Annotated in this window: 15 protein-coding genes and 1 tRNA gene; 3 read left to right on the plus strand and 13 right to left on the minus strand. The window is 48.0% G+C overall.

Annotated elements, in window-relative coordinates:
• Window positions 1-141 precede the first annotated feature (141 nt).
• From DWY57_RS04800 to DWY57_RS04820, 5 genes are all read right to left on the minus strand, one after another.
• Window positions 142-223 (minus strand) — tRNA-Leu (locus DWY57_RS04800).
• 76 nt (window positions 224-299) lie between these two features.
• Window positions 300-1,316, minus strand: a complete 1,017-nt coding sequence (locus DWY57_RS04805) for a S41 family peptidase (protein WP_117600232.1) — start codon at window positions 1,314-1,316, stop codon at window positions 300-302.
• Between the two features lie 44 nt (window positions 1,317-1,360).
• Complete coding sequence (locus tag DWY57_RS04810; protein ID WP_117600233.1) at window positions 1,361-2,215, minus strand: DUF3316 domain-containing protein; 855 nt, start codon at window positions 2,213-2,215, stop codon at window positions 1,361-1,363.
• Between the two features lie 65 nt (window positions 2,216-2,280).
• Entirely contained in the window at window positions 2,281-4,962 is a 2,682-nt protein-coding gene (locus DWY57_RS04815; RefSeq protein WP_117600234.1) for a DNA gyrase/topoisomerase IV subunit A, read from the minus strand.
• A 142-nt stretch (window positions 4,963-5,104) separates the two neighbouring features.
• Window positions 5,105-6,205, minus strand: coding sequence for a glycoside hydrolase family 43 protein (locus DWY57_RS04820; protein ID WP_119961413.1), 1,101 nt, complete (start codon window positions 6,203-6,205; stop codon window positions 5,105-5,107).
• A 138-nt stretch (window positions 6,206-6,343) separates the two neighbouring features.
• On the opposite strand from DWY57_RS04820, the gene DWY57_RS04825 reads away from it, so the two are divergent.
• From DWY57_RS04825 to DWY57_RS04835, 3 genes are all read left to right on the plus strand, one after another.
• A complete protein-coding gene (locus DWY57_RS04825; protein WP_117600236.1) occupies window positions 6,344-7,870 on the plus strand; it encodes a hypothetical protein in 1,527 nt (508 codons plus the stop codon).
• A 244-nt stretch (window positions 7,871-8,114) separates the two neighbouring features.
• The gene (locus DWY57_RS04830) at window positions 8,115-9,656 is read left to right on the plus strand and encodes a glycine--tRNA ligase (protein WP_117600237.1); all 1,542 of its coding nucleotides are present in this window, start codon (window positions 8,115-8,117) and stop codon (window positions 9,654-9,656) included.
• Window positions 9,657-9,724: 68 nt separating this feature from the next.
• Window positions 9,725-10,357 carry an FKBP-type peptidyl-prolyl cis-trans isomerase gene (locus tag DWY57_RS04835; protein ID WP_117600238.1) on the plus strand — a complete coding sequence of 211 codons (633 nt, stop codon included), beginning with the start codon at window positions 9,725-9,727 and terminating at the stop codon, window positions 10,355-10,357.
• A gap of 70 nt (window positions 10,358-10,427) precedes the next feature.
• Here the strand turns inward: DWY57_RS04835 and DWY57_RS04840 are convergent, their stop codons facing one another.
• The 8 genes from DWY57_RS04840 to DWY57_RS04875 form a co-directional block, all read right to left on the minus strand.
• The gene (locus DWY57_RS04840) at window positions 10,428-12,284 is read right to left on the minus strand and encodes a serine hydrolase (RefSeq protein ID WP_119961414.1); all 1,857 of its coding nucleotides are present in this window, start codon (window positions 12,282-12,284) and stop codon (window positions 10,428-10,430) included.
• Window positions 12,285-12,379: 95 nt separating this feature from the next.
• On the minus strand, window positions 12,380-13,216 hold the full coding sequence (gene murQ / locus DWY57_RS04845) for an N-acetylmuramic acid 6-phosphate etherase (protein WP_117600240.1): 837 nt from the start codon (window positions 13,214-13,216) through the stop codon (window positions 12,380-12,382).
• A 46-nt stretch (window positions 13,217-13,262) separates the two neighbouring features.
• Window positions 13,263-14,102, minus strand: a complete 840-nt coding sequence (locus DWY57_RS04850) for a BadF/BadG/BcrA/BcrD ATPase family protein (RefSeq protein WP_117600241.1) — start codon at window positions 14,100-14,102, stop codon at window positions 13,263-13,265.
• A gap of 113 nt (window positions 14,103-14,215) precedes the next feature.
• Entirely contained in the window at window positions 14,216-15,400 is a 1,185-nt protein-coding gene (locus DWY57_RS04855; RefSeq protein ID WP_117600242.1) for a heparan-alpha-glucosaminide N-acetyltransferase domain-containing protein, read from the minus strand.
• A gap of 29 nt (window positions 15,401-15,429) precedes the next feature.
• Window positions 15,430-18,402: an FAD-binding and (Fe-S)-binding domain-containing protein gene (locus DWY57_RS04860; RefSeq protein WP_117600243.1), complete on the minus strand. Its 2,973-nt coding sequence runs from the start codon at window positions 18,400-18,402 to the stop codon at window positions 15,430-15,432.
• 109 nt (window positions 18,403-18,511) lie between these two features.
• Window positions 18,512-19,753, minus strand: a complete 1,242-nt coding sequence (locus DWY57_RS04865) for a DUF1343 domain-containing protein (protein ID WP_117600244.1) — start codon at window positions 19,751-19,753, stop codon at window positions 18,512-18,514.
• 20 nt (window positions 19,754-19,773) lie between these two features.
• Window positions 19,774-21,096 (minus strand): MFS transporter, encoded by a 1,323-nt coding sequence (locus DWY57_RS04870; RefSeq protein ID WP_117965635.1) that lies wholly within the window; start codon window positions 21,094-21,096, stop codon window positions 19,774-19,776.
• 27 nt (window positions 21,097-21,123) lie between these two features.
• On the minus strand, window positions 21,124-22,443 hold the full coding sequence (locus DWY57_RS04875) for a SpoIID/LytB domain-containing protein (protein ID WP_119961415.1): 1,320 nt from the start codon (window positions 22,441-22,443) through the stop codon (window positions 21,124-21,126).
• Window positions 22,444-22,475 lie beyond the last annotated feature (32 nt).

The raw sequence follows: 22,475 nt of genomic DNA on the forward strand, positions 1-22,475 counted from the left end.
GGAAGCAAAGATACAATAAGTATTCTAAATATTGTGTTTTGATGAGATAAAAAAGGTACTTGAAGCAGTTAGGGAGGATGCTTCTTAATGAATATCCTCCCCTCTTAGTTGTTTGTCTTTTGAAAATTATTATAGGGATTGTGCGGATGATAGGACTCGAACCTACACGCCTCACGGCACCAGATCCTAAGTCTGGCGCGGCTGCCAATTACGCCACATCCGCGGAATAATTCCAATTAGCGGTGGCAAAGATAGAAAGAATTTTCGTTTTGGCAAATTGTTTTTTAGATAAAGTCGTTTTAGGAAGTCACTTTCAGCATTTTTCTTGCTTCCTCAATGATGGTATCCAGGTCATTGTTCTCATCTTCTTTGCTCATATCCACCTTTTTGTCTGGGTCGATGCCGAACTCGATATGCTGTTTTTGGGCATCGAGGTGCGGGCTGGCAGAAAAGCGTACTCCCCATCCGTTGGGCAGTTCCGAAGAGAATGGCAGGCCCGACCCTCCGCCGGTTTTATCACCAACCAAGGTGACATTGGGAAAACAGCGCATGGAATTGACAAAATCATTGGTTGCACTATAGGAATGACGATTTGTCAGGACAATTACCTTTTTTTGCCAGCGGATACTGTTGGAAGGTTCTACATAAATGGGAGTCGGATCTGAAAAATCGCTATGGCCTTTGCCAGTTTTGTGCTGAATATATCCCGTCAGTACTTTTTTATTCGTGAAACGTTGTACCATTCGGGTGGCGTTTGTCAAGTTGCCGCCACCGTTGTTGCGCACGTCGATAATCAGGCCATTGCAAGCGGAAAGGTATAACAGAATCTCATCCAGGTTGCCGTTTCCGATGCCGCTGGAGAAATCACCGTAATAGATATATCCTATGTTGTCCTCCAAGATGGTATATTTGGCGCCTCCGGCAATGCGGTAGTCTCTTCCCAGGTACTTTTCAATGATACTTTCGTTGAAGTTACGGGGATAATCCAGATACCAGTCCCAGTAGCGTGCCATGTTGGAAGAAGAGTACAAGTTGACATGTCCGTCTTTCAACTCGGCAAGCATGTTACCTAATATTTCAAATAGACCGTCGTAGCTCATTCCCGGGGTGATGAGCGGTTGGTACTTGTCATGAATGGCATTCCAATCTATTTGCTTGTAGTCCAGGAAACAGTACTGTTCGTCTATTATTTTCCACAAGGCTTCGAAGTTGCCTTGTGGGGTATTGTTAACCTCTTCCTCACGAATACATCCGTTCAATAGGGGCAGTAACATGAGTAGGGCACTCCAAATTATTAAGATATATATTCTTTTCATGCACATTATCCTTATCGTCTTATCATTTATCACCTTGTCACTTTTTACTTTCTCTTGTTAGGAAACAGATAGAGTTCCTTTACGAACCCCACCATGAATACGTGCGAGTAAGTATGTGTCTTTATTTCGTTTACTTTGGACTGTTGTGCGTCCCATATGTAAGCAAAACGCATCCGGGCACGTCCCACCGGAAAGTCGGCGGTCAGCATTTGTCTCAGAGAGGGCTGGTTGTGCAGGGAGGTGAAGTTCACTACTCCGTCCCAATGTCCCAACGTAAATATCTCGTAGTAGGACTGTCCATAGTTGGGCATGAACATGATACCTGCCAAAGGAAGATTCACCTGATAGCGTAGTGTGATGGGACGGTTCTTGATGCGTAAGTTCCAAATAGCCATTCCCGATGCGGCAAGGTTGATATAGGCACGTGCTTGGGCGGGGTTGTTTCCGTTGCGCAGATTATAGACAAAGCCACCGTTGAAGTCGCCGACTCCTCCGGCAAGCAGTTTGAAATTGCCCGTGATTGGAAAATTATAATGCAGGCCGTAGTTCCAGTTGGCCAGTCCGGAGAATGTATTGTTATTGTCTACTTTATTGTGTGTGTATCCCAAGTCTGCCTGGAAGAAAGTTTGCAGAGATACGTTGCCGCCCATTAACCGTGTCATCCGCATGCTTTCGCGGGAGATACGGAAGTCGATTCCCTTGTACTCTTGAGGTGAAAGATAAGTGTCGAACACGTTGGTGAAGCCGATACCATACATGGTGGCACGAGTGATGATACGGTTGCGGTTGGTGGAGTCAGCCCGTAGCTCCCGGTCGATGCTGCATTGTGCTTCTTGTGCTTTCAGTCCGGCACTTCCCAAGAGCAGTCCGCATAGGATTATTATCTTGTATACGTACATATTAAATTCTCAATTACAAATTAGTAATCGTCAGCCAATTCCTAATCCTTCATTCTCATTCTTCATCAAAACAGCTTCATCTGTCCTGTCAGCTCGTCCAGTATGTCCCCTTCACTTTTACCGTGGTCGGGGTCCAGAATTTCCGGTTCTTCATCCGTTTCCTGCTCTTCGGTTTCCTGCGAGGGTTCCGGTTGACGGGTAGGCTCCAGTTCGTTGATGGTTTCTATAGTATAGGTGGTTAGGCGCTTACCTTTTGCTTTGAAGCCTTTCACGGCGATGAATTCGTCGGCTTCCACCACCATCGGCTCTCGGAAATTGTCGTGACCGCCAAACACCACTTCTAAACGTGGGTAGCACTCGTCTGTCAGCAGAATGAGGCTGCTGTTCTTGTTTTCTCCTAAATAGTTTTGCTTGCGGGCGGTTGCTTCGAAGCAGAAACGCTTGATGTAAGGATAGTTCTGCTGGTCGGCATCGTAGAGTACGGCGGTCCATACTTTGTTCGGATCGTATTTCTCCAATACGCGTATGCCGTCGTCATAGTGATTGTTCAGGTCGAAGTTGGTGGCATAGAACTCTCCGCTGTTCTGTACGACAAGGATGGTGTCTTCGCTCTGGAATTCTCCGAGATATTCTCCGCGACCGTCGTAGTTGAGGCGCAGCACGTCACGGTCGAACCAGACTTTCCGTCCGCCCAGGGTGGAGCCTCCGCGCTGTTTCAAGGCTATCTTGTGTACGGGGAGTTTCGTGAGTATATTTCCCATGGCCTGCCGTCCCTTGATATTGATATTGCTGAAATCCTCCTCGAAGATGATGCGGCGTACGCGGGGATTGGGTTTCAGGGTTACCTTGATGATTTCGGCTTCGCCGTTGGGGTTGGCAGTGAAGTAGGTGATACGGGAGTCGGGGGTGCCCTGCGTCACATCGTATTCGCGGTCACGCACCACGGAAGTGACGGCAAAACGCTTGATATAGCTTGTCCCCTCCTTACCGTCACGGTAGCAGACATTGTAGATGGTACGTTTGTCGTTCTTCTTGAAAATGTTGGCATAAAGTATATTCTTGCCTACGAACTTCTTGTCGGCCACTGGGGTAATGATATATTTTCCATCGCGGAAGAAGATAATCACGTCATCTATGGGCGAGCAGTTGCCTATGAATTCGTCTTTCTTCAATCCAGTTCCGATGAACCCCTCTTCGCGGTTGATGTACAGCTTTTCGTTGGCTTCGATGACTTTGGTTGCCTCGATGGTGTCGAAGTTACGCAGTTCCGTGTGGCGGGGGAAGCCTTTGCCGTACTTGTCTTTCAGCATACGGAACCAGTCGACGGTATATTCCACGATGTTTGCCAGATGGCGGTCTATCTCCTCTATGTCCTTCTTCATGCGTGCTATCAGTTCCTCTGCCTTGTCGGAGTTGAACTTGAGGATACGTGCCATCTTTATCTCCATCAGCCGGAGGATGTCTTCCTTGGTCACTTCGCGGATGAAAGTCGGGTAGTAGGGAGTCAGGCGCTCATCGATATGTTCGCAGGCGGCATCCATGTTTTTGGCTTGTTCAAACTCCTTATCCTTGTAAATACGTTCTTCAATGAATATCTTTTCGAGTGAAGCGAAATGCAGGCTTTCCAGTATCTCTCCCTTACGGATTTCCAGTTCCTGGCGTAGCAGTGCCAATGTGTTGTCGACTGATTTGCGCAATACATCACTCACGGTGAGGAAGTGGGGCTTTTGGTCGTCGATGACACAGCAGTTGGGAGAGATGCTCACTTCACAGTCGGTGAAGGCATAGAGGGCATCGATGGTCTTGTCGGATGATACACCCGGGGCTAGATGCACTAATATTTCCACACTGCCGGATGTCAGGTCCTCTACCTTACGTATCTTGATTTTTCCTTTTTCGCTGGCCTTTACGATGGAGTCGCATACACTGGCCACCGTTTTCCCGTAAGGAATTTCCTTAATGGCAAGTGTCTTGTTGTCTATCTTTTCTATTTTGGAGCGCACGCGTATCGCACCGCCACGTTCACCGTCGTTGTATTTGGATACATCGATACTGCCTCCCGTCTGGAAGTCGGGGTACAGCTTGAATTCTTCGTTGTGCAGATAGCTGATGGAAGCATCGCACAGCTCATTGAAGTTATGTGGTAATATTTTGGATGACAGGCCTACGGCAATACCTTCCACACCTTGTGCAAGCAGCAGTGGGAATTTTACCGGTAGTGTAACCGGTTCTTTGTTTCGCCCGTCATAAGAGAGTTTCCATTCGGTGGTCTTGGGGTTGAATACCACGTCCAGTGCGAACTTGGAGAGACGTGCTTCGATATAACGGGGGGCAGCGGCGCTGTCACCCGTCAGAATGTTACCCCAGTTTCCCTGGCAATCCACGAGCAAGTCCTTTTGTCCCAGTTGTACCAGAGCATCGCCGATAGAAGCATCACCGTGAGGATGGAACTGCATGGTGTGTCCCACGATGTTCGCCACCTTGTTGTAGCGTCCGTCTTCCATACGGCGCATGGAGTGCAGGATACGTCGCTGTACGGGCTTCAGGCCATCCATGATATGGGGTACGGCACGTTCCAATATAACATATGAGGCATAGTCCAAAAACCAGTTTTGGTACATGCCGCTCAATTGGTGTTTTATATTGGCATCCTTTGCGTCCGCAGGTTTGTAATCCGAGTGTTCTTCGCTCCCGGCCGGGAGTTCCTTGTCCAAATCATCTTTCGGTGCTTCAAAATCTTCGCTCATATTTGTTCGGGAATTGTCTATTCTATGATATTACTGATTTTTCAGTTGCAGGCAAAAATACTAATTTAATTCTATTATAGGAAACCGGTACGATAGTTTTTTAACTGTATGCCTCAACGCGCCGGTGTTTGCTTGGCTACATTCAATGCTCAATTTGCTGTGAGCCGGTATTCGGTCCGTGGACCACCAGTTTTCTATCCGGTTGGATTTCTGCCGGGTCAATGAATACCATTCGTTCATCACCAGTGGTTTCGGTGCGTCCATGATAAACGCAATAAAGTCGGTTGTGAATATCAATGAGCATACAATGCCCGGTTCCGGTCACGATGCCGCCTTGCTCTGTGTTCTTTTGTAGCACCGGATTGTTGGCAGCTTTTGTGAATGGTCCTAAGGGGGTCTGGGAGGTAGCATAACCCACCGCGTAATTTTTTCCTCCGAAAAAGTTTGCAGAGTACAGCATATAATAGAGATTTTTGTGTTTCACGATATACGAGCCTTCTGTCCAGCGTCTGTTGACTTCATGTGAAGTCACCGAGCGGTTCTCCCATTCCGCTTGAGGGTCGTCCATTGTCTGGGGCGGGCAAAGCAGTGCTACCGGTTCTCCGATGATACCGGAGAAATCTGGTTTCAGTTCCACGCCGTAAATCCAACTTTCCTCAATCTCGTCAAACCAGCCCTTTTCTTTAGCCCATGCTGAAACTTCGCTTTCAACGGCATGTTTGTAGCAGCAGCGGGAGTAGTAGAGGTAGGTCTTTCCGGTAGCATCGTCAAAGAGTATGTTTGCGTCGATGATAGGATAGCCGGGGTCGAATACCGGTTGGTTGAACAGGTCTTTGAAAGGGCCCGTAGGCTTATCGGCTACGGCTACACCGATACGGAAGTTCTCTTGCTCTTTAGTGGGATTTTCTTTCCAGTTGGCGCTGAACCATAGGTAGTATTTGCCGTTCCGTTCATACACTTCGGGTGCCCAGAAACAGTCGGTGGCCCATGAGTCGGAGGTGCCGCCTTGATAGATGGGACCCTCGTCTGTCCATGTCACCAGGTCATCGGAGGAGTATACTTTAAAACCGTTCGATACTCTGCCCGTTCCGTACATATAGTATTTGCCGTCGGAAGCTTTCAGCAGGAATGGGTCTCCGAAGGCCATGGGCAGGGGATTCTGATATGCTACTTTCTTGTTTCCGCATGATGTTGACAGTAAGGCCAGTAAAAACAGTGTCAATGTGAAAAAAATGTGTTTCATCTTGTTATAATTTTAATGGTGAAGTAATGAAAAGTGTTTGTATCCGCAAAGTAAACATAATATAGGGAAAGCAGCAAGGAAATTAGATAGAATGCAATCTTTTCATTATTTTTGTGCATCATTCCAAATAATTCTTTGATGGAACAGTCATTTTCGGATATATCGCTATACCACGAGTACCGGTCGGCGAGGGAGACAGAACATTTGGTGTCACAGAAAACCTGGGACGACCTCAATCTGGATGATTTTTTCGAATGGGCTGACCGTACTTCTTCTTGTGTGGGCCGACAGTACCTTTACGACGTGTTGCATTACAACCGTCTTTCGGAGATTTCGGAACAAGAGGAGGTGATTCGCAAGCTTTCTGCCGACAAGGAGTTGCGTGCAGGAATCCGGTCGGAGTTGCGGAAGCTGGATACGCCGGATGCTTATACCATTGCATCGTTGTTCTCCATTTCCCATCCCGTGTATTCCCGCCGCTTTTACCGTTTGCTGACTATCTTGCAATTCGTGCCTTTTGTTTTGTTGGGAATGGTTTACATTACGTCTTCGCTTTATGTTCTGGGGATTTTGTGCACATCGGTATTGGTGAACATGGTACTGCACTATCACAGCAAGGCTCGGATTCAGGGCTATTTCTTTTCCATTCCTCAGTTATGGCAGTTGCTCAGGCAAGCGGAGAAGTTGGCACAGATTCCGTTGTGTGCATCCGTGCATCGGGATATCCAAAAGACTTTGCAGGCATTGCATCCGTTGCGAAAGAAACTTTCCACTTTCCGTTTCAGTATCAGACTGGAGAGCGACATCGCCATTTTCGCTTATTTCTTCACCGAGATAGTGAATGTGTTTTTTCTGCGGGAAGTTATTCCGGTTTCCAAGGCTTTCTTTCTATTGCAGGGTAAACAGGAACAGATTGAAGAGGTTTTCCGCTATTTCGGACTGGTGGATGTGCTTTGCTCTGTTTCCGAGCTCCGGGATGGGCTGCCCTATTATGTTTTACCGGAAGCTTGCGGTGAGGGTGAAACATTTCATGCAGAGGGGCTTTATCATCCGCTTATAGAACGTTGTATCCCTAATGACATTACACTCTGTGGCAAATCTGTCCTTGTTACCGGTTCCAATATGTCCGGTAAGACAACTTTTATCCGTGCCATTGGACTTAACCTGTTTTCCGCACAAGTGCTCCATACTTGTTTTGCCCACAGTTTCCGTTTTCCTATGGATGCTGCATTATATTCTGCTATCCATCTGGAGGATAGTCTGATGGAAGGAAAAAGTTTCTTTCTGCAGGAGGTGCAAATTGTTCGAGAGATGCTGGAAGCCGGAAAGGAGTGTTGGCGGTTTTTCCTGCTGGACGAGTTGTTCAAGGGGACGAATACGGTGGAACGGATAGCTATAGCCAAAGCTGTGCTGTCTGCTTTGGCGCACAAGAACAGTATTGTGTTTGCTTCCACTCACGATGTCGAACTGGCTTCCTTACTTGAGGACGAATATGAATTGTTTCATTTTTGTGAGTGTGTTGCCGACAATACATTGTCTTTTGATTATAAGTTGAAGCCGGGACCGGTGACGGAACGTAATGCCATCCGGATTATCGAGATGTGCGGCTATCCGCAGGAAGTGGTCAGGGAAGCATATCGGCTGGTTGGAAAGGGTGAAATGTAATATTTAATGTCTTCTTGTAGGTGGAAGTAATGAGGGTAAGTATTTTGCTTGTATCTATTTTCAAGTGTAGAAACGCTCGTATCCTACCAATAGGGAATTGTAATTTTATGCTTCGGTGCGTCCGTTCAAAAGGTGGAATAAGATAAATTAATACCCTCTGTGTCCTACTTACGATATAAATCCCTATCTTTGTGGCGCTTTTTAGCTGAAAATAAGATTCAAATTAATTTAGATACAACAGAAAATGGCACAAGAAGACGTTTTTAAGAAACTCGTATCACACTGTAAGGAATATGGTTTTGTGTTCCCTTCCAGCGAGATTTATGATGGACTGGGAGCTGTGTATGACTATGGTCAGATGGGTGTGGAACTAAAAAATAACATCAAGCAATACTGGTGGCAGAGTATGGTACTGCTGCACGAAAATATTGTCGGTATCGACTCAGCAATCTTTATGCACCCCACCATCTGGAAAGCCAGCGGACACGTAGATGCTTTCAATGACCCTTTGATTGACAACCGCGATTCCAAGAAACGTTATCGTGCCGATGTGTTGATAGAGGACCAGCTTGCTAAGTACGATGACAAGATAAACAAAGAAGTGGCCAAAGCTGCCAAGCGTTTTGGTGAGGCTTTCGATGAGGCTCAGTTCCGCAGTACCAACGGGCGTGTGTTGGAACACCAGGCCAAGCGTGATGCCTTGCATGAACGCTTTTCCAAGGCTTTGAACGATAATAATCTGGACGAACTCCGTCAGATTATCCTTGACGAAGAAATCGTTTGCCCTATCAGTGGCACAAAGAACTGGACAGAGGTGCGTCAGTTCAATCTGATGTTCTCAACAGAAATGGGCTCTACCGCCGATGGTGCCATGAAGATATACCTTCGTCCGGAAACGGCACAAGGTATCTTCGTAAATTACCTGAATGTACAGAAAACCGGTCGCATGAAGATTCCTTTCGGTATCGCCCAGATTGGTAAGGCTTTCCGTAACGAAATCGTAGCCCGCCAGTTCATCTTCCGCATGCGCGAGTTCGAGCAGATGGAAATGCAGTTCTTCGTGAAGCCGGGTACGGAGCTTGACTGGTTCAAGACCTGGAAGGCTACTCGTCTGAAATGGCACAAGGCGCTGGGCTTTGGCGACGACCATTACCGTTTCCACGACCACGACAAACTGGCACACTACGCCAATGCTGCTACAGACATCGAGTTCCTGATGCCTTTCGGTTTTAAGGAAGTGGAAGGTATTCACAGCCGTACTAATTTTGACTTGTCCCAGCATGAGAAATTCTCCGGTAAGAACATCAAGTATTTCGACCCTGAAACCAACGAAAGCTATACTCCGTATGTCATCGAAACCTCGATAGGCGTAGACCGTATGTTCCTCAGCATCATGTCTGCTTCCTACTGTGAAGAGAAGCTGGAGAACGGTGAAACGCGCGTAGTATTGAAACTTCCCGCTGCTCTGGCTCCGGTGAAGCTGGCTGTGATGCCGTTGGTAAAGAAAGACGGACTGCCCGAAAAGGCACGCGAAATCATTGACAACTTGAAGTTCCACTTCCATTGCCAGTATGACGAGAAAGACTCCATCGGCAAGCGTTACCGCCGTCAGGATGCCATCGGTACTCCGTACTGTGTAACTGTGGACCACCAGACATTGGAGGACAATTGCGTGACCTTGCGTAACCGTGACACCATGAAGCAAGAACGTGTGGCTATCTCCGAACTGAACAATATCATTGCAGACCGTGTAAGCATTACATCACTGCTGAAAACGTTGCAATAAACCGGTTACGGAATAGACTGATGCGTGAACAAACTGAAATAGTAAATAGTAAAATAGTAAAATAGTAAATGAAAAAGTCCCTTTTGTTTTTGCCTTTCCTGCTGTTGCTGGTGGGTGCTTTTATTTCTTGTGAAGAAGTGGAGGAGGCTGGGAAGTATGATAACTGGAGAGAACGCAATGAGGCATTTGCTGACTCGATAAAAAGGCTGACTGGCGAGAACTATGTTGCCACAGCAGAGCAGGCTGATGCTATGGAACTCGGGAAACTGTATGCCATACAGACGACTGCCAGCACTACCGAAGGTGCCCAGTATGTATATTGCAAGAAGCTTGTGAAGAATGAAACAGGGGAACGTCCGTTATATATGGGATACCATTCTACTGTCAGTGCTTTTTATTACGGAACTTTAATTGTCGGTGATCAAATTGACGGAAATTTTGATGGGTATAGTGCTTTGGATACTAATATTCCATTGAATTCGTTGAAAGCACCGACAGCTTTTGATTCCCCAACCACTTTTGGTGTTGCAAATGTAATTCCCGGATGGACAGCAGCCTTGCAGTTAATGCGGGTAGGCGAGCGTTGGATGCTTTATATACCTTGGCAGAGCGCCTATGGATCCAGTGGTAATAGTGATGGAACAATCCCTGGATATACCGCATTGACGTTCGATTTGTTGCTGGAGCGCATCGTAGAATAACCGGTATAAATAATAAAAAAGTGGTGAAGATTTTTCTTCACCACTTTTTTATTATTTATAATAGAGGAGTCTATATTTTCTTCTTGATGGCCTTTACCCAAATCTTGTATCCATCCTCATTCAAATGCAACCCGTCGTTGGTTAGTTCGCTGCGCAGTACATTCGTTCCCTTCTCTGTAAACAAGGGGAAGAGGTTGATATAAGCGATGTTTTTTTCTTTGGCAAGTGCTTCCAAACGAAGGTTGACTTCGGGGATTATATCGGTTTTCCCAGTCAGGCTTTTGTACCGGCCGAAACTTTCATTGAAAGGAAGCAGGCTTTGCAAGTATAGTTTCGTATCGGGAGATTCTTTCTGAATACGTTCCACGGTTGTACGAATCATACTTACAATGCTGTCCGACGTCAAATTGTGGGAAATATCGTTGACTCCGATAAGTAGGAACAGCTTGGCGGGATGTCCGGGGAGTATCTGGTGCAGACGGTCGTAGATACCCATCACTTCGTCACCGATAATGCCACGGTTGCGTACGTTCTTCTTGCCGAGGCGTGCCGACCAGTCACCACCGCCTTCAGTCAGGCTGTTGCCAAGCATGACGATGTCTTTGCTTGTAATGGCAGGCTCATCCATAAACTGTAGGAAGCGTTTGTAGTAATGGTCTGTATAGATGTGCGGAACGGGACAGATGGAAGCGGCTACAGCGTTGGCAACCAATGAACGCAGACGAACCACGCTATGCCCGTCTTCCGGATGCACGGCATTGATAAGCAGTATGACAGAAGTGTCATTGTCTGGGTCAATAACGATGGAAGTACCCGTATATCCGGTATGGCTATAGGTGTTCGGGCCGAACAAGTCCCCGTTGTTAGAGGCGTATGCTGTAAAGCAGTCCCAGCCGAGAGTACGTCCCAGACTGGCTGTGGCGCGTGGCACGGTACGCATGTTTTTTACACCCAGCGGGCTCAGGATACGGCGGCCGTTCCATTCGCCTCCGTTCTGCAGGGCTGCGCAGAGCACGGCAATATCTTCGGCACAGGAGAATACTCCGGCGTTGCCGCTGATGCCTCCGTTCATGATACGGGCCAGCGGGTCGTGTACTTGTCCGCAGAGGACTTGCCCGTCAGGTTGTTTTTCGGTTGGCGCGATGGCATTGTGCCAGTTTCCTTCGGTGATACCTGCCCAGTTTGCATCTGTTGTATTTATCCATTTGCCATTCTTGTCACGTTGGCAGGGCAGATAGTCGGTATGCTCCATGCCGAGTACATCAAATATGTTTTCACGGGCAAAATCACGCAGACTTTGGCCGCTTATTGTCTCGATGATATGCTGCAGGGTGATGAAGTTGAGGCAACTGTATTGGAAATCTGTCTGTGGCTTGAAGTCACGTTTGCAAGTAGCGATGTATTCCATAAGACCATCCGGATTGGGGGAACCGTATTGCTTTTCAAGTTCGCCTACCGGTGCGTATGGGGGCAGTCCGGAAGTATGTGTCATCAGGTCGGCAATGCGGATTACCTTCTTCTCTTTGCCGTCTGCACTCTCCCAATTCTTAAAATTGGGTATGTAGAGGCTGACGGGGTCCAGCATGCGGAGCTTGCCGTGTTCTGCCAGTATCATTGTACATACGGCAGTCGACATGGATTTGCTGCATGATGCCATATCAAAGATGGTATTGGTAGTCATTGGCTCTACACTGGGGTAGATGCGCTTGTTACCATAGGCTTTCAAGTATGCCATTTTCCCATTGCGCACTACGGCAAGTACGGCGCCGGGAATATCCTTGTTGGCGATAGCCGTTTCAATCGCTTCATCGGCATACATCAGTTTGCGGGAGTCCATTCCCACCTGTTCAGGAGCTACACGCTGCAAAGGCTGCGCAGTGGCAACTTGCAGACAAAGAGAAAAAAGAAAAAAACAGATTGCTTTCATAATAAAAAGATTTGCCCCGCCCCCCCTATGAAAGGGGTTTTGACACATTCTTGAAAGGGGAAGGGGATAATTAATCGGGTTAATTGTTCTTGAAACTATTCTTCTTCCTCTTTAGTGGCACGAGGGGCTCTGTACGCATCCACTGCCTTCTTCACCGAGCCGTGCATCAACAGCAGTGCCTTGGCTTTGCCATAGTCCAGTCCGAGTTCCTCTACAATCATACGGGTACCACGGTCCACAAGCTTTTTGTTACTGAGCTGCATATTCACCATTTTGTTGCCTTTCACGCGTCCCAACTGTATCATGACGGAAGTAGTAATCATATTCAGTATCATTTTCTGTCCTGTTCCCGATTTCATGCGTGAGCTTCCCGTCACATATTCAGGCCCTACAATCATTTCGATGGCTACATCTGCCTCTGCTGCCATTGGAGAGTCCGGGTTGCTGGTGATACAGCCGGTCAGTATGCCGTGTTCGCGTGCCTCGTGCATGGCACCAATCACGTAGGGGGTGGTACCGGATGCAGCAATACCGATGACCGTATCCTTATCTGTAATATTGCGTTCCGTCAGTTCTTCCCAACCGCGGTGAATGTCATCTTCGGCATTCTCTACCGGATTTCTCAATGCAGTGTCACCACCGGCAATCAAGCCGATAACCAGCGTGGGGGGCATACCGAAAGTCGGTGGAATTTCCGAAGCGTCGAGTACGCCCAGACGTCCACTGGTACCCGCACCCATGTAGAAGATGCGTCCGCCTTGTTTCATGCGGGGCACAATCTGGGTTACCAACTTTTCTATTTGAGGGATTGCCCTCTGTACGGCAAGCGCCACTTTCTGGTCTTCGGTATTGATGTCTTCCAGAATTTCACGGACTGATTTCTTTTCCAAGTCATTGTAGAGCGATGGTTGCTCTGAGATTTTTACGAACATAAGGCTATTTACTATTTGACGATTTACTATTTACGATTTGTCACTTTCAGTTGTGATATTTGATGAGTCCTTCCATGGGGCTCTTGATGATTGCACCCAGTTGGATACCCATTTCTTTGGCAGCTTCTGCCAGAACTTCCTTGTAATAGAAGGCTACTGAACCGATGAAATGTACTTTTTGATGCTGATAGTCTTCATATTGCATGACGTTGCGTTTAAGGAATGCCTTAAAGCTGTTCAGTACCAGAGCGCGTACACAAGGTTCACCCAGATTCTGTGCAAGAAACGGTGACAAGCTTGCCAGGAAACGGTTGGGGAAAGGTTTACGGTAGACACGGTCGATGATATCAGCAGGTGTCAGGTCGAACTGTTTGAGGAATTTTTCTTTAAGTTCAGGTGTCATCTGATTTTTCAAGATATCGCCTACTAGTAGTTTGCCTAAGCAGGCTCCGCTGCCTTCGTCTCCCAAGATGAATCCGAGAGGAGATACATTGGTGACAATGCTTTTCCCGTCATAATAACATGAGTTGGAACCGGTTCCCATGATGCAGGCAATGCCTGAGTCATGTCCGCAGAGGCCACGTGCGGCAGCCAGCATATCGGTATTGACTTCCACTTCATTTTTCACATTGAGGTGTTTGGTAATGGCACGGTGCACCATACTTATCTTGTCGGGAAATCCGCATCCTGCACCATAAAAGTATACGGCATCTAGTTCACTTGTTTTCAGCTGAGGTAATAGAGCTGTTGCTATTTCATTACTGATTTCCTCTTCCGACTGAAAGAAAGGGTTTGTACCCTTCGTGAATATCTGTTGGATAAGTACTCCATTCTCTACAACACACCAATCGGTTTTTGTAGAGCCACTGTCTGCTATTAAAATCATATAAAATAGTTTTTAAGGATTAGGGATTAGGGATGATGGATTAAGGATTAGGGTATTGCATATAATAAAGGTGATATCATTAAACATTAATCCCTAATCCTTCATCTTTATTCTTATATCTTGATATATATTTTTCGTTTGTACAACTGGTAGCCGATACACCAGTTAATGGCGATAAACAGCAAGGCAAAGGCAAGGGAACCGGCGGTTTCACCGAAAACGGGCATGAGGACTATATTGTATAAGAATCCGTGTATACTGATGCTGCCGTCTCCCCACGGGAAGCTGATGCTACCGAAAAGTATGCTAAGTACGCCGCCCAATACATACATGAACAGCGGATTCACACCGAATGCCTCGAAAAACATGCTCCACTTCTTATAGCCTTTCACATCAATAATCCAGATAAGCAATGCCAGAAAACTGGATGCCAGTCCGCAAGTGACGAGTACGTAGGTAGGAGACCATATTTTCTTATTGATAGGACAACCGTAGTTTAGCAGGAAACCGGAGAAAGTAAGGATAACACCTACTAGAAACAGTGTGATAAGCTGCGAATTGAGAAATGAGGCACGGTTTTCTGACTTGTTGCCGTCCAGCATCAGCCGTCCTACACAGAATCCCAGCAACACGTGTGCAATGGCAGGGATAGTACTTAACAAACCTTCGGGATCTATGCCGTTATCCTTGTACATGTGTGCAGGGGTTAGGATAGCACGGTCTACCACGGAAAGAATGTTTGTTTCATTATAGGCAAAACCGTTACCACACATCAACAGTATGAAGTAACCTATCAATAGGCTGGCGATCAGATAAGGTATATGTTTATGCTTCATGGTTAGTGCAATGATGGAGGCTGCACCGTAGCAAAGGGCCAGCCGTTGCATGACACCCAGGATACGGATACGGTCGAATGTCCAGACGGAAGCCCATAGTTTCTCTCCGAAACTGAGGTCGTCCGGAGCGGAAGCCCAGTAATAACAGAAACGCGAGAACCAGCCGATGGCCATGCCTATGAGGAAAATGACGATGGTACGTTTCAGTATCTTCATGCCGGTGGTGTGGCTGAACTCGAAGTTGTATTTCTTCAGGGAAATGTACGTAGAAATTCCCATGATAAACATAAAGAAAGGAAAGACGAGGTCGGTGGGAGTCAGGCCGTTCCATTCTGCATGTCGCAAGGGGGCATAGATATGTCCCCACGAACCGGGGTTGTTTACCATAATCATACCTGCGATGGTGACACCACGAAGAATGTCGAGTGCAAGGATGCGTTTGCTTACTTTTGTACTGTTCATTGTAATATTTGTGTGTTAAGTTATCAATCCTAATTATCAGCCGCCTTTGTACATTCGTCTACCAGATAAGCGATGGATACGTAGGGGATACCTGAGTTTGTTGTCAATCCGATTTCACAAGTGCGGCTGTTGGAGTAGCCTATACTCACTCCGGATGCTTCTATTTGCGGTCGGAGTTTGCGTAGGGCGTACGAGTTCAGCTCAGGATAGGTGAATCCCCGGTCTCCGGCAAAACCGCAGCAACCTACTTCTTCCGGTACGATGACTTTACTGGAGCAGAGACGTGCAAGGGCTATAATGGTATCTGCCAGTCCCATTTTCCGCATGGAGCAGGTGATGTGGACTGCTACGGGGCGGTTGATGGGTGTGAAAATCAGCTTGTCACGTAAGAATGTATAGATGAATTCCGCAGGTTCATATAGTTTCATCTTCTTGATGCACTCGCGCATGCGGTGCAGACAAGGGCTTTGGTCACAGAGGACGGGGTATTTACCTTGTTCGCTGGCTTCCCAAAGTGCGGCCTCCAGTTCGGCTGTCTTGCGGTCGGCAATGTCCAGCATCCCTTTACTTTCCCAAATGGTGCCACAGCAAAGTTTGTCCATGTCTTTCGGGAAGATGATTTCGTAATCGGCTTTTTGTAACAAAGACACCATTTTGTTTACCAATGGCTGCTCTACGGGAGACTTCTTGGCCAGACCCATAGTCTGGTTGATGCAGCTGGGGAAATAAACTACGGCCTCTCTTTCCTTGCCCCCTTTTCCGTAGGGAGGGGGAGTAGTTACTTTTGCTTTATTATAAGGACGGAGGGGTTTTGGCATAGCCGGCGTCCATAGAGGTATGCCTAATGCATTGTGCAAGCCTTTGGTAATATTGCTCATCGCCTTTGTCCCTAATAGTGAATGTCCGAAGTTGGCTAAGGACAATACGGGACGCAGTGTACTCTTGACACCAGCGAAATGATTGGCGACAAAGTCTCCGGTTTTGTATCCCAGACTGCCTTTGGGCAATGCTTCCTGGCGGATTATATGGGTAAGGTCACCCGTATTGATACCCATCGGACACGACATGGAGCAGAGACCGTCTCCGGCACAAGTCTGGTTGCCGGGATAGCGGTATTGCTTTTCGAGCAGTGCAAGGCGTGTCGGGTCCTCACCACTTTGTTTCAACCGGGATATTTCGCGCTGCAACACGATGCGCTGGCGCGAGGAAAGGGTAAAGCCGCAGGAGAGACAGTTGACTTCGCAGAAACCGCACTCGATACACTTGTTTAATTGAGAATAGACAGTTGATAATTGAGAATGGGGTACAGCGTCATTGTCAATTGTTCCTTTTCCATTTTCCATTAATAAAGGCAGCGGCTTGAAGTTCTTGATATGGCATTGCGGGTCATCATTGAATATGACACCGGGGTTTAGCAATCCTTGTGGGTCAAACAGCTCTTTGACGGCTTTCATGGCTTTGTAGGCGTCATCTCCCCATTCATGGCGGACAAAGGGAGCCATATTCCGGCCCGTACCATGCTCGGCTTTCAGGGAACCGTCATATTTATCTACTACCAAGTTCTTGATGTCATTCATCAAATCTTCGTAACGTTTCACTTCTGCTTGGGTACTGAAGGATTGGTTGATGATGAAGTGGTAGTTGCCTTCGAGAGCATGGCCGTAGATGCAGGCGTCATTATATCCGTGGCGGGCTATGAGCTGTTGCAGTTCTGCCGTTGCCTCCGGAAGGTCTTCAATGTGGAAGGCGATGTCTTCGATGAGGCAAGTGGTTCCCGGCTGGCGGGTACCTCCTACAGAGGGGAAGATGCCGGAACGGATGGCCCAGAATTTGGAATATTCCTCCGGACGGTCAGTGAAGCGTACCGGAATATAAGTTGTGAAGGCTTGCAGGCATGTTTCGATGGTGGATATGTTTTGTCGGAGTTCTTCGGGGGTACGGGCTTTGGTTTCAGTTAGCACTGCGGTTAGCCCGGTTTCGTCGCCCGGCTCTACGTCGGGGAGGGTGGAGGAGGCAACTTCACCTTTGTATTTCAGGAATATGGGGTCGTTGACGGAAGAAAGGCTCTTGTAGTCCAGCATTTCAGCCCCTTTTACTGTCCATTCACCGGTTTTGCCGACCAGCTTCTTCATGGCTACCACAGCGCGGCTCGCTTCTTTTATGGTCTTGAAGTAGAGCATAGCACAGGCTTTGTAGGGATAGTCATATTCGGTCTTCATCGTCACTTCCGAAAGGAATGCCAATGTACCTTCGGAACCTACCATGAGGTGGGCGATGATTTCGAACGGGTCATCAAAACGGACAAAAGGCAGCAGATTGAGCCCAGTTACGTTTTTGATGGAATATTTGTAACGGATGCGTTCAGCCAATTTTTCGTTGGTACGTATTTCGTCACGCAGTGCGCAGATGCGGCGGATAAAGTTGCGGTGGGTCACTTCGAAGGAGGCGCGGCTGGCGGGATTTCCGGTATCCAGCAGGGTACCGTCCATTAGGACGATGCGAGCGGAAACAAGCACTTTGTCGCTGTTGGCATGCGTGCCGCAATTCATGCCGGAAGCATTGTTCATGACTATACCGCCCACCATGGCGCTTTTTACCGAGGCGGGATCCGGTGCAAACTTGCGGCCGTAGGGGGCCAGCAATTCGTTCACACGTTGTCCGATGATGCCCGGTTGGAGGGTTATCTGTTCATGGTCGGCAGATATGCTGTATTTTTCCCAATTCTTGCCGGCTACGATGAGGATGGAGTCACTAATGGCTTGTCCCGACAAACTGGTTCCTGCCGCTCGGAAGGTGACTGGTAACTCGTGGCGGCTAGCCAGTTTCAACAGTTGTGAAACTTCGTCCTCGTCTTTTGAACGGATTACAATCTGAGGAATTAGGCGGTAGAAACCGGCATCCGTACCCCAAGCCAGCCGGCGAAGTTCGTCGGTATAAATTCTTTCCTGCGGAATGATTTGGCTTGCTTCCTGCAGGAAAGCCATGTAACTGCGCTCTTTCATATCTGTTTTTTTACTATCGTATCATTTCTCTTCAAAGTAGGCTATAAACAGGGCTGATGGGGATACCCTCAGTATGATTGCTATCTTTCCTCTTTGTTCGTCTGTAAAACTATTTATATAAATAATACTTTTTCGACAACTTACGAAAGTCTTCGGCATCCTTATACCAGTAGTCGCGTATATCTTCCCAACGGTTCCGCTTCGAAAAGCGTTCGCGTATCTGCCGCGAACCACTTACCTTGTCGAACATCGAGAAACGTCCCTTGTCGGCATGGTCAAACACGGCACGGTCCGGATAGAGGGCGGCGACTTCCTGCATGACCAGGAATTGCAGGTCGCTCAACGGTGCTTTGCCGAAATCCATGATGTGCACTTGCACACCTTGCAGCAACTCGCCTTTGCCTACACTGTAGAACGGTTTCAGGTACATCGGTCTGAAGATAACCCCCGGTACGTTCAGACGGTTCAGGTTTCCGGCCAGCTTCTCTGCTTCCACCCACGGTGCGGCAAACATCTGGAACGGAATGGTATACCCCACACCAATGGACATATATCCCAGCTCTCCCAGGATTCCGCTGACGGGATAGAAGAATGCAGAATGTGGATGTGGAATGTGTGGAGAGGAAGGAACCCATTGCAGTCCGGTTTGGGTATAATCCATCTTGCGTTTCCAGCCTTTCATCTTCACTACGTGGAGATTGCATTGTTCCCCATCCTTCAACATCTTCTCGCCATTGAGCATCAGTGCCAGCTCACCGCAAGTGAGAGCGTAAAGGTACGGAATTTTAAACTGGCTTACAAAAGAAATGCAATCATCTTCAACTAAGTTACCCTCAATTTTCAATCCGCCTACAGGATTGGGCCGGTCCAGCACGATGAATTCCTTGCCGTTTTCGGCAGCGGCTTCCATAGCCAGTCCCATGGTGCTGATGTAGGTAAAGGAACGGCAACCGATGTCCTGGATGTCATATACCAATACATCTACGTCTTTCAGCATATCCGGTGTGGCCTTGCGAGTCTTTCCGTAAAGCGAATATACGGGCAGTCCGGTAGTCGCGTCTTTGATGTCCGTTACATGGTCGCCTGCGTGCACATCACCGCGTACGCCGTGTTCGGGGCCATAGAGTGCCACAAGATTTACGTTCGGGGCCTCGTGCAGTATGTCGATGGTAGACTTCATCCGGTTGTCCACTCCCGTCGGATTGGTAATCAACCCTACACGTTTACCTTCCAAGCATCGGAAATTCTGTTCTTTCAGTACTTCGATGCCGGTCTTTATTCTTATCTTCTGTGCCTGCATCGCACCTCCGCAGAGGAGGCAGAGCAAGGATATTATAATAATCTTTTTCATCGCTAATCATTAAACATTAATCACTTTTTCCCATATTCCGGGTCTATTCTTCTGTCTGCAAAAATGGTGACAACAACCGTGGCGAAACAGCATATCATCACCAACCAGAAGAAGTCGATATATCCGATAGCCTCCTGAATGTATCCCGCAAACATCCCTGGAATCATCATGCTCAGTGCCATGAATGCGGTACAGATGGCATAGTGGGAGGTCTTGAATTCGCCTTCGGAGAAGTACATCATGTAGAGCATGTAGGCCGTGAAACCAAAGCCGTAGCCAAATTGCTCGATGGCGATGGAGGTTGAGATGGCAAACAGATTGTCGGGCTGGGCAATGGCAAGATAGACAAACGTCAGGCATGGTAGAGTCATACATCCTGCCATCCACCAGATGGATTTTTTCAATCCGATGCGTGATGCGAATAATCCTCCCAGAATACCGCCCAGGGTGAGGAATATGACTCCGATGGTGCCGTATACGATACCTACTTCTGCAGTCGAGAGTTCCAGACCTCCCGATTCTTTGGAGGCCACCAGGAAGGGCATACACATTTTGATGAGGAATGCCTCAGGCAGGCGGTACAGCAACATGAACACGATGGCCAGCAATGCACCTGGTTTGGTGAAATAGGTGGCGAATGTTCGTCCGAATTCTCTGAATATGGCTCCTGCAGTGGCGGCATCGGCTGCCAGTGTAGACTTGTCCGAAGCGGGTTTGGGGACTGCAAAGAGGTGATAGAACGTCACCAGGCTGAACAGAACGGCTGTAACCAGCATCGTGATGGTCCATGACAGCGGAATGTTTTCGGTTCTCAGTTCGATGGCGCCGGCAATGGCTACGAGCACGCCTTGTCCGAAGATAGAGGCGAGCCGGTAAAACGTGCTTCGGATGCCAACGAAGGCTGCCTGGTCACTCTGTTTCAGTGCCAGCATGTAGAAGCCGTCGGCGGCAATGTCGTGTGTGGCAGAGGCAAAAGCCGTGATGATGAACAGCATCAGCGTGATGCTGAACATGCTGATGGGGGTTGTTCCGGCCGCCATAGTCGCCTCGTCCGGCCGTGGAATGGACAGCGTCAGCAGGATGAATGCCACAGACATCAGAATCTGCATGGAAAGGGTCCACCATCTTTTGGTCTTGATGATGTCGACAAACGGGCTCCAGAAGGGTTTGATAGTCCATGGCAGATAGAGCAGGCTTGTGAACAAGGCCATTTCTCCGTTCGGTACGCCCATTTTAGTAAACATCATCACGGAGATGTTGTTTACGATAAAATATGGAATGCCTTGTGCAAAGTACAAGGTGGGTACCCATGCCCATGGCGATATGTTTTTTGTATGGTTCATGATATTGATTTATTGTGTTCTATTCGATTATTCATACAGCTTGTCAATGCTGGCACCTATATAGTAGTGCAGCAGTATTGCATCATACTTATACCCTTGCTCGCCCATCACGGCTGCACCTATTTGGCAAAGTCCCACACCATGCCCCCAACCGGCACCGGTGAGGATGAAGCGTCCGGGAATGCCTTCGGCGGACAACTCCTCTTTGTCTACCACGAAGGCAGAGCTGTAGAGGTGTGAAGTGGAGAGCGTGCGGCGGATTTCCAGTTCCTTGCCGATGGTGAGTGTGCGTTTGGTTCCCACAATCTTCAGTTTCCAGAGGCGTCCGCTGGTTCCGCGGGCTATGGGGATAAGGTCGATGATTTGTCCGTAGTCAATGCCTGAACGTTTCAGAATGAGGGCTGAAAGCTCTTCCTGGGTATATTCCACTTTCCAGCGATAGAAGTCCGTAGTCTCCTGGTCATAGTTATTGAGTACCTGTGAGAGGATTTTCTTGTCGGTGGTGTTGCAGAATGCTTCGGGGGAGGTACGAATCCAGCGGTCCGCTTCGACTTCCTGCGTCAAATCGGGCAGTGTGGCGTGCGTTTTGCTGTCTCGTTGTTGGGCAAGATAGGGGTATTTGATGTCTTCCCAGCAGTATTGGAACTCCTCGAAAGCACCGCCGCAGCATTTGGAGAAACGGGCGTCGCAAATCTTACCATCAGATGTCAGTACCTGGCCGCGGGTAGCGGAGATGGCTTGTTTCACAATATCGGTAGAGGCACGTGTAATGCCCTGGTAGCGTTGACAATGGTCGTCGGCGCATACATCGAAACGTGTGTGGTCTTCTCGGTCGTACCAGCGAATCAGCTCTTCGTCGGTCTGCGTAAAGGCCGAGTAGTTAGCTTGGGCTTCGGTGATTTCCTTATTCTTTTGTATTTGTGCCAGTAGCCAGCTTCGGGAGATGACAGCGTGTGCCTTGAGCAGCTCCAGAGAAGCGGTGGCACTCATCTCGGAGGAGATGACGCTGGTCAGATAATCTTCTACATGGATGACGTTGATGCCGGTGAGCTTTCCATTCTCAACGATGATTTTGAGGGCACCCAGAAAACGCTGGTCTTCTTTGCGCTCCCAATGGAAATTGATGCCGATGGTAACGTCCAATAGTTCGAAGGCATCGGTCTGCTCGTGTTGCGGTTCGAACAGCAGTTCGTCATACTGGCGGCCATTCCAGAGAATCTTGCCTTCGTCGTAGGTCACTACCTGCTTGCCGCTGACTTCCGTTCCGTCTATGCGATACGGGTTCAGCAAAACGAATTCTATCTGCGGTTCAAACAGAATGCCTACTTGTACTTTGGGCTCTTTCATAATGGTATTTCTTTAAAATTAGAGTTTTAGGA

This window comes from Bacteroides sp. AF25-5LB, from assembly GCF_003602965.1.
Classification (GTDB): Bacteria; Bacteroidota; Bacteroidia; order Bacteroidales; family Bacteroidaceae; genus Bacteroides; species Bacteroides uniformis.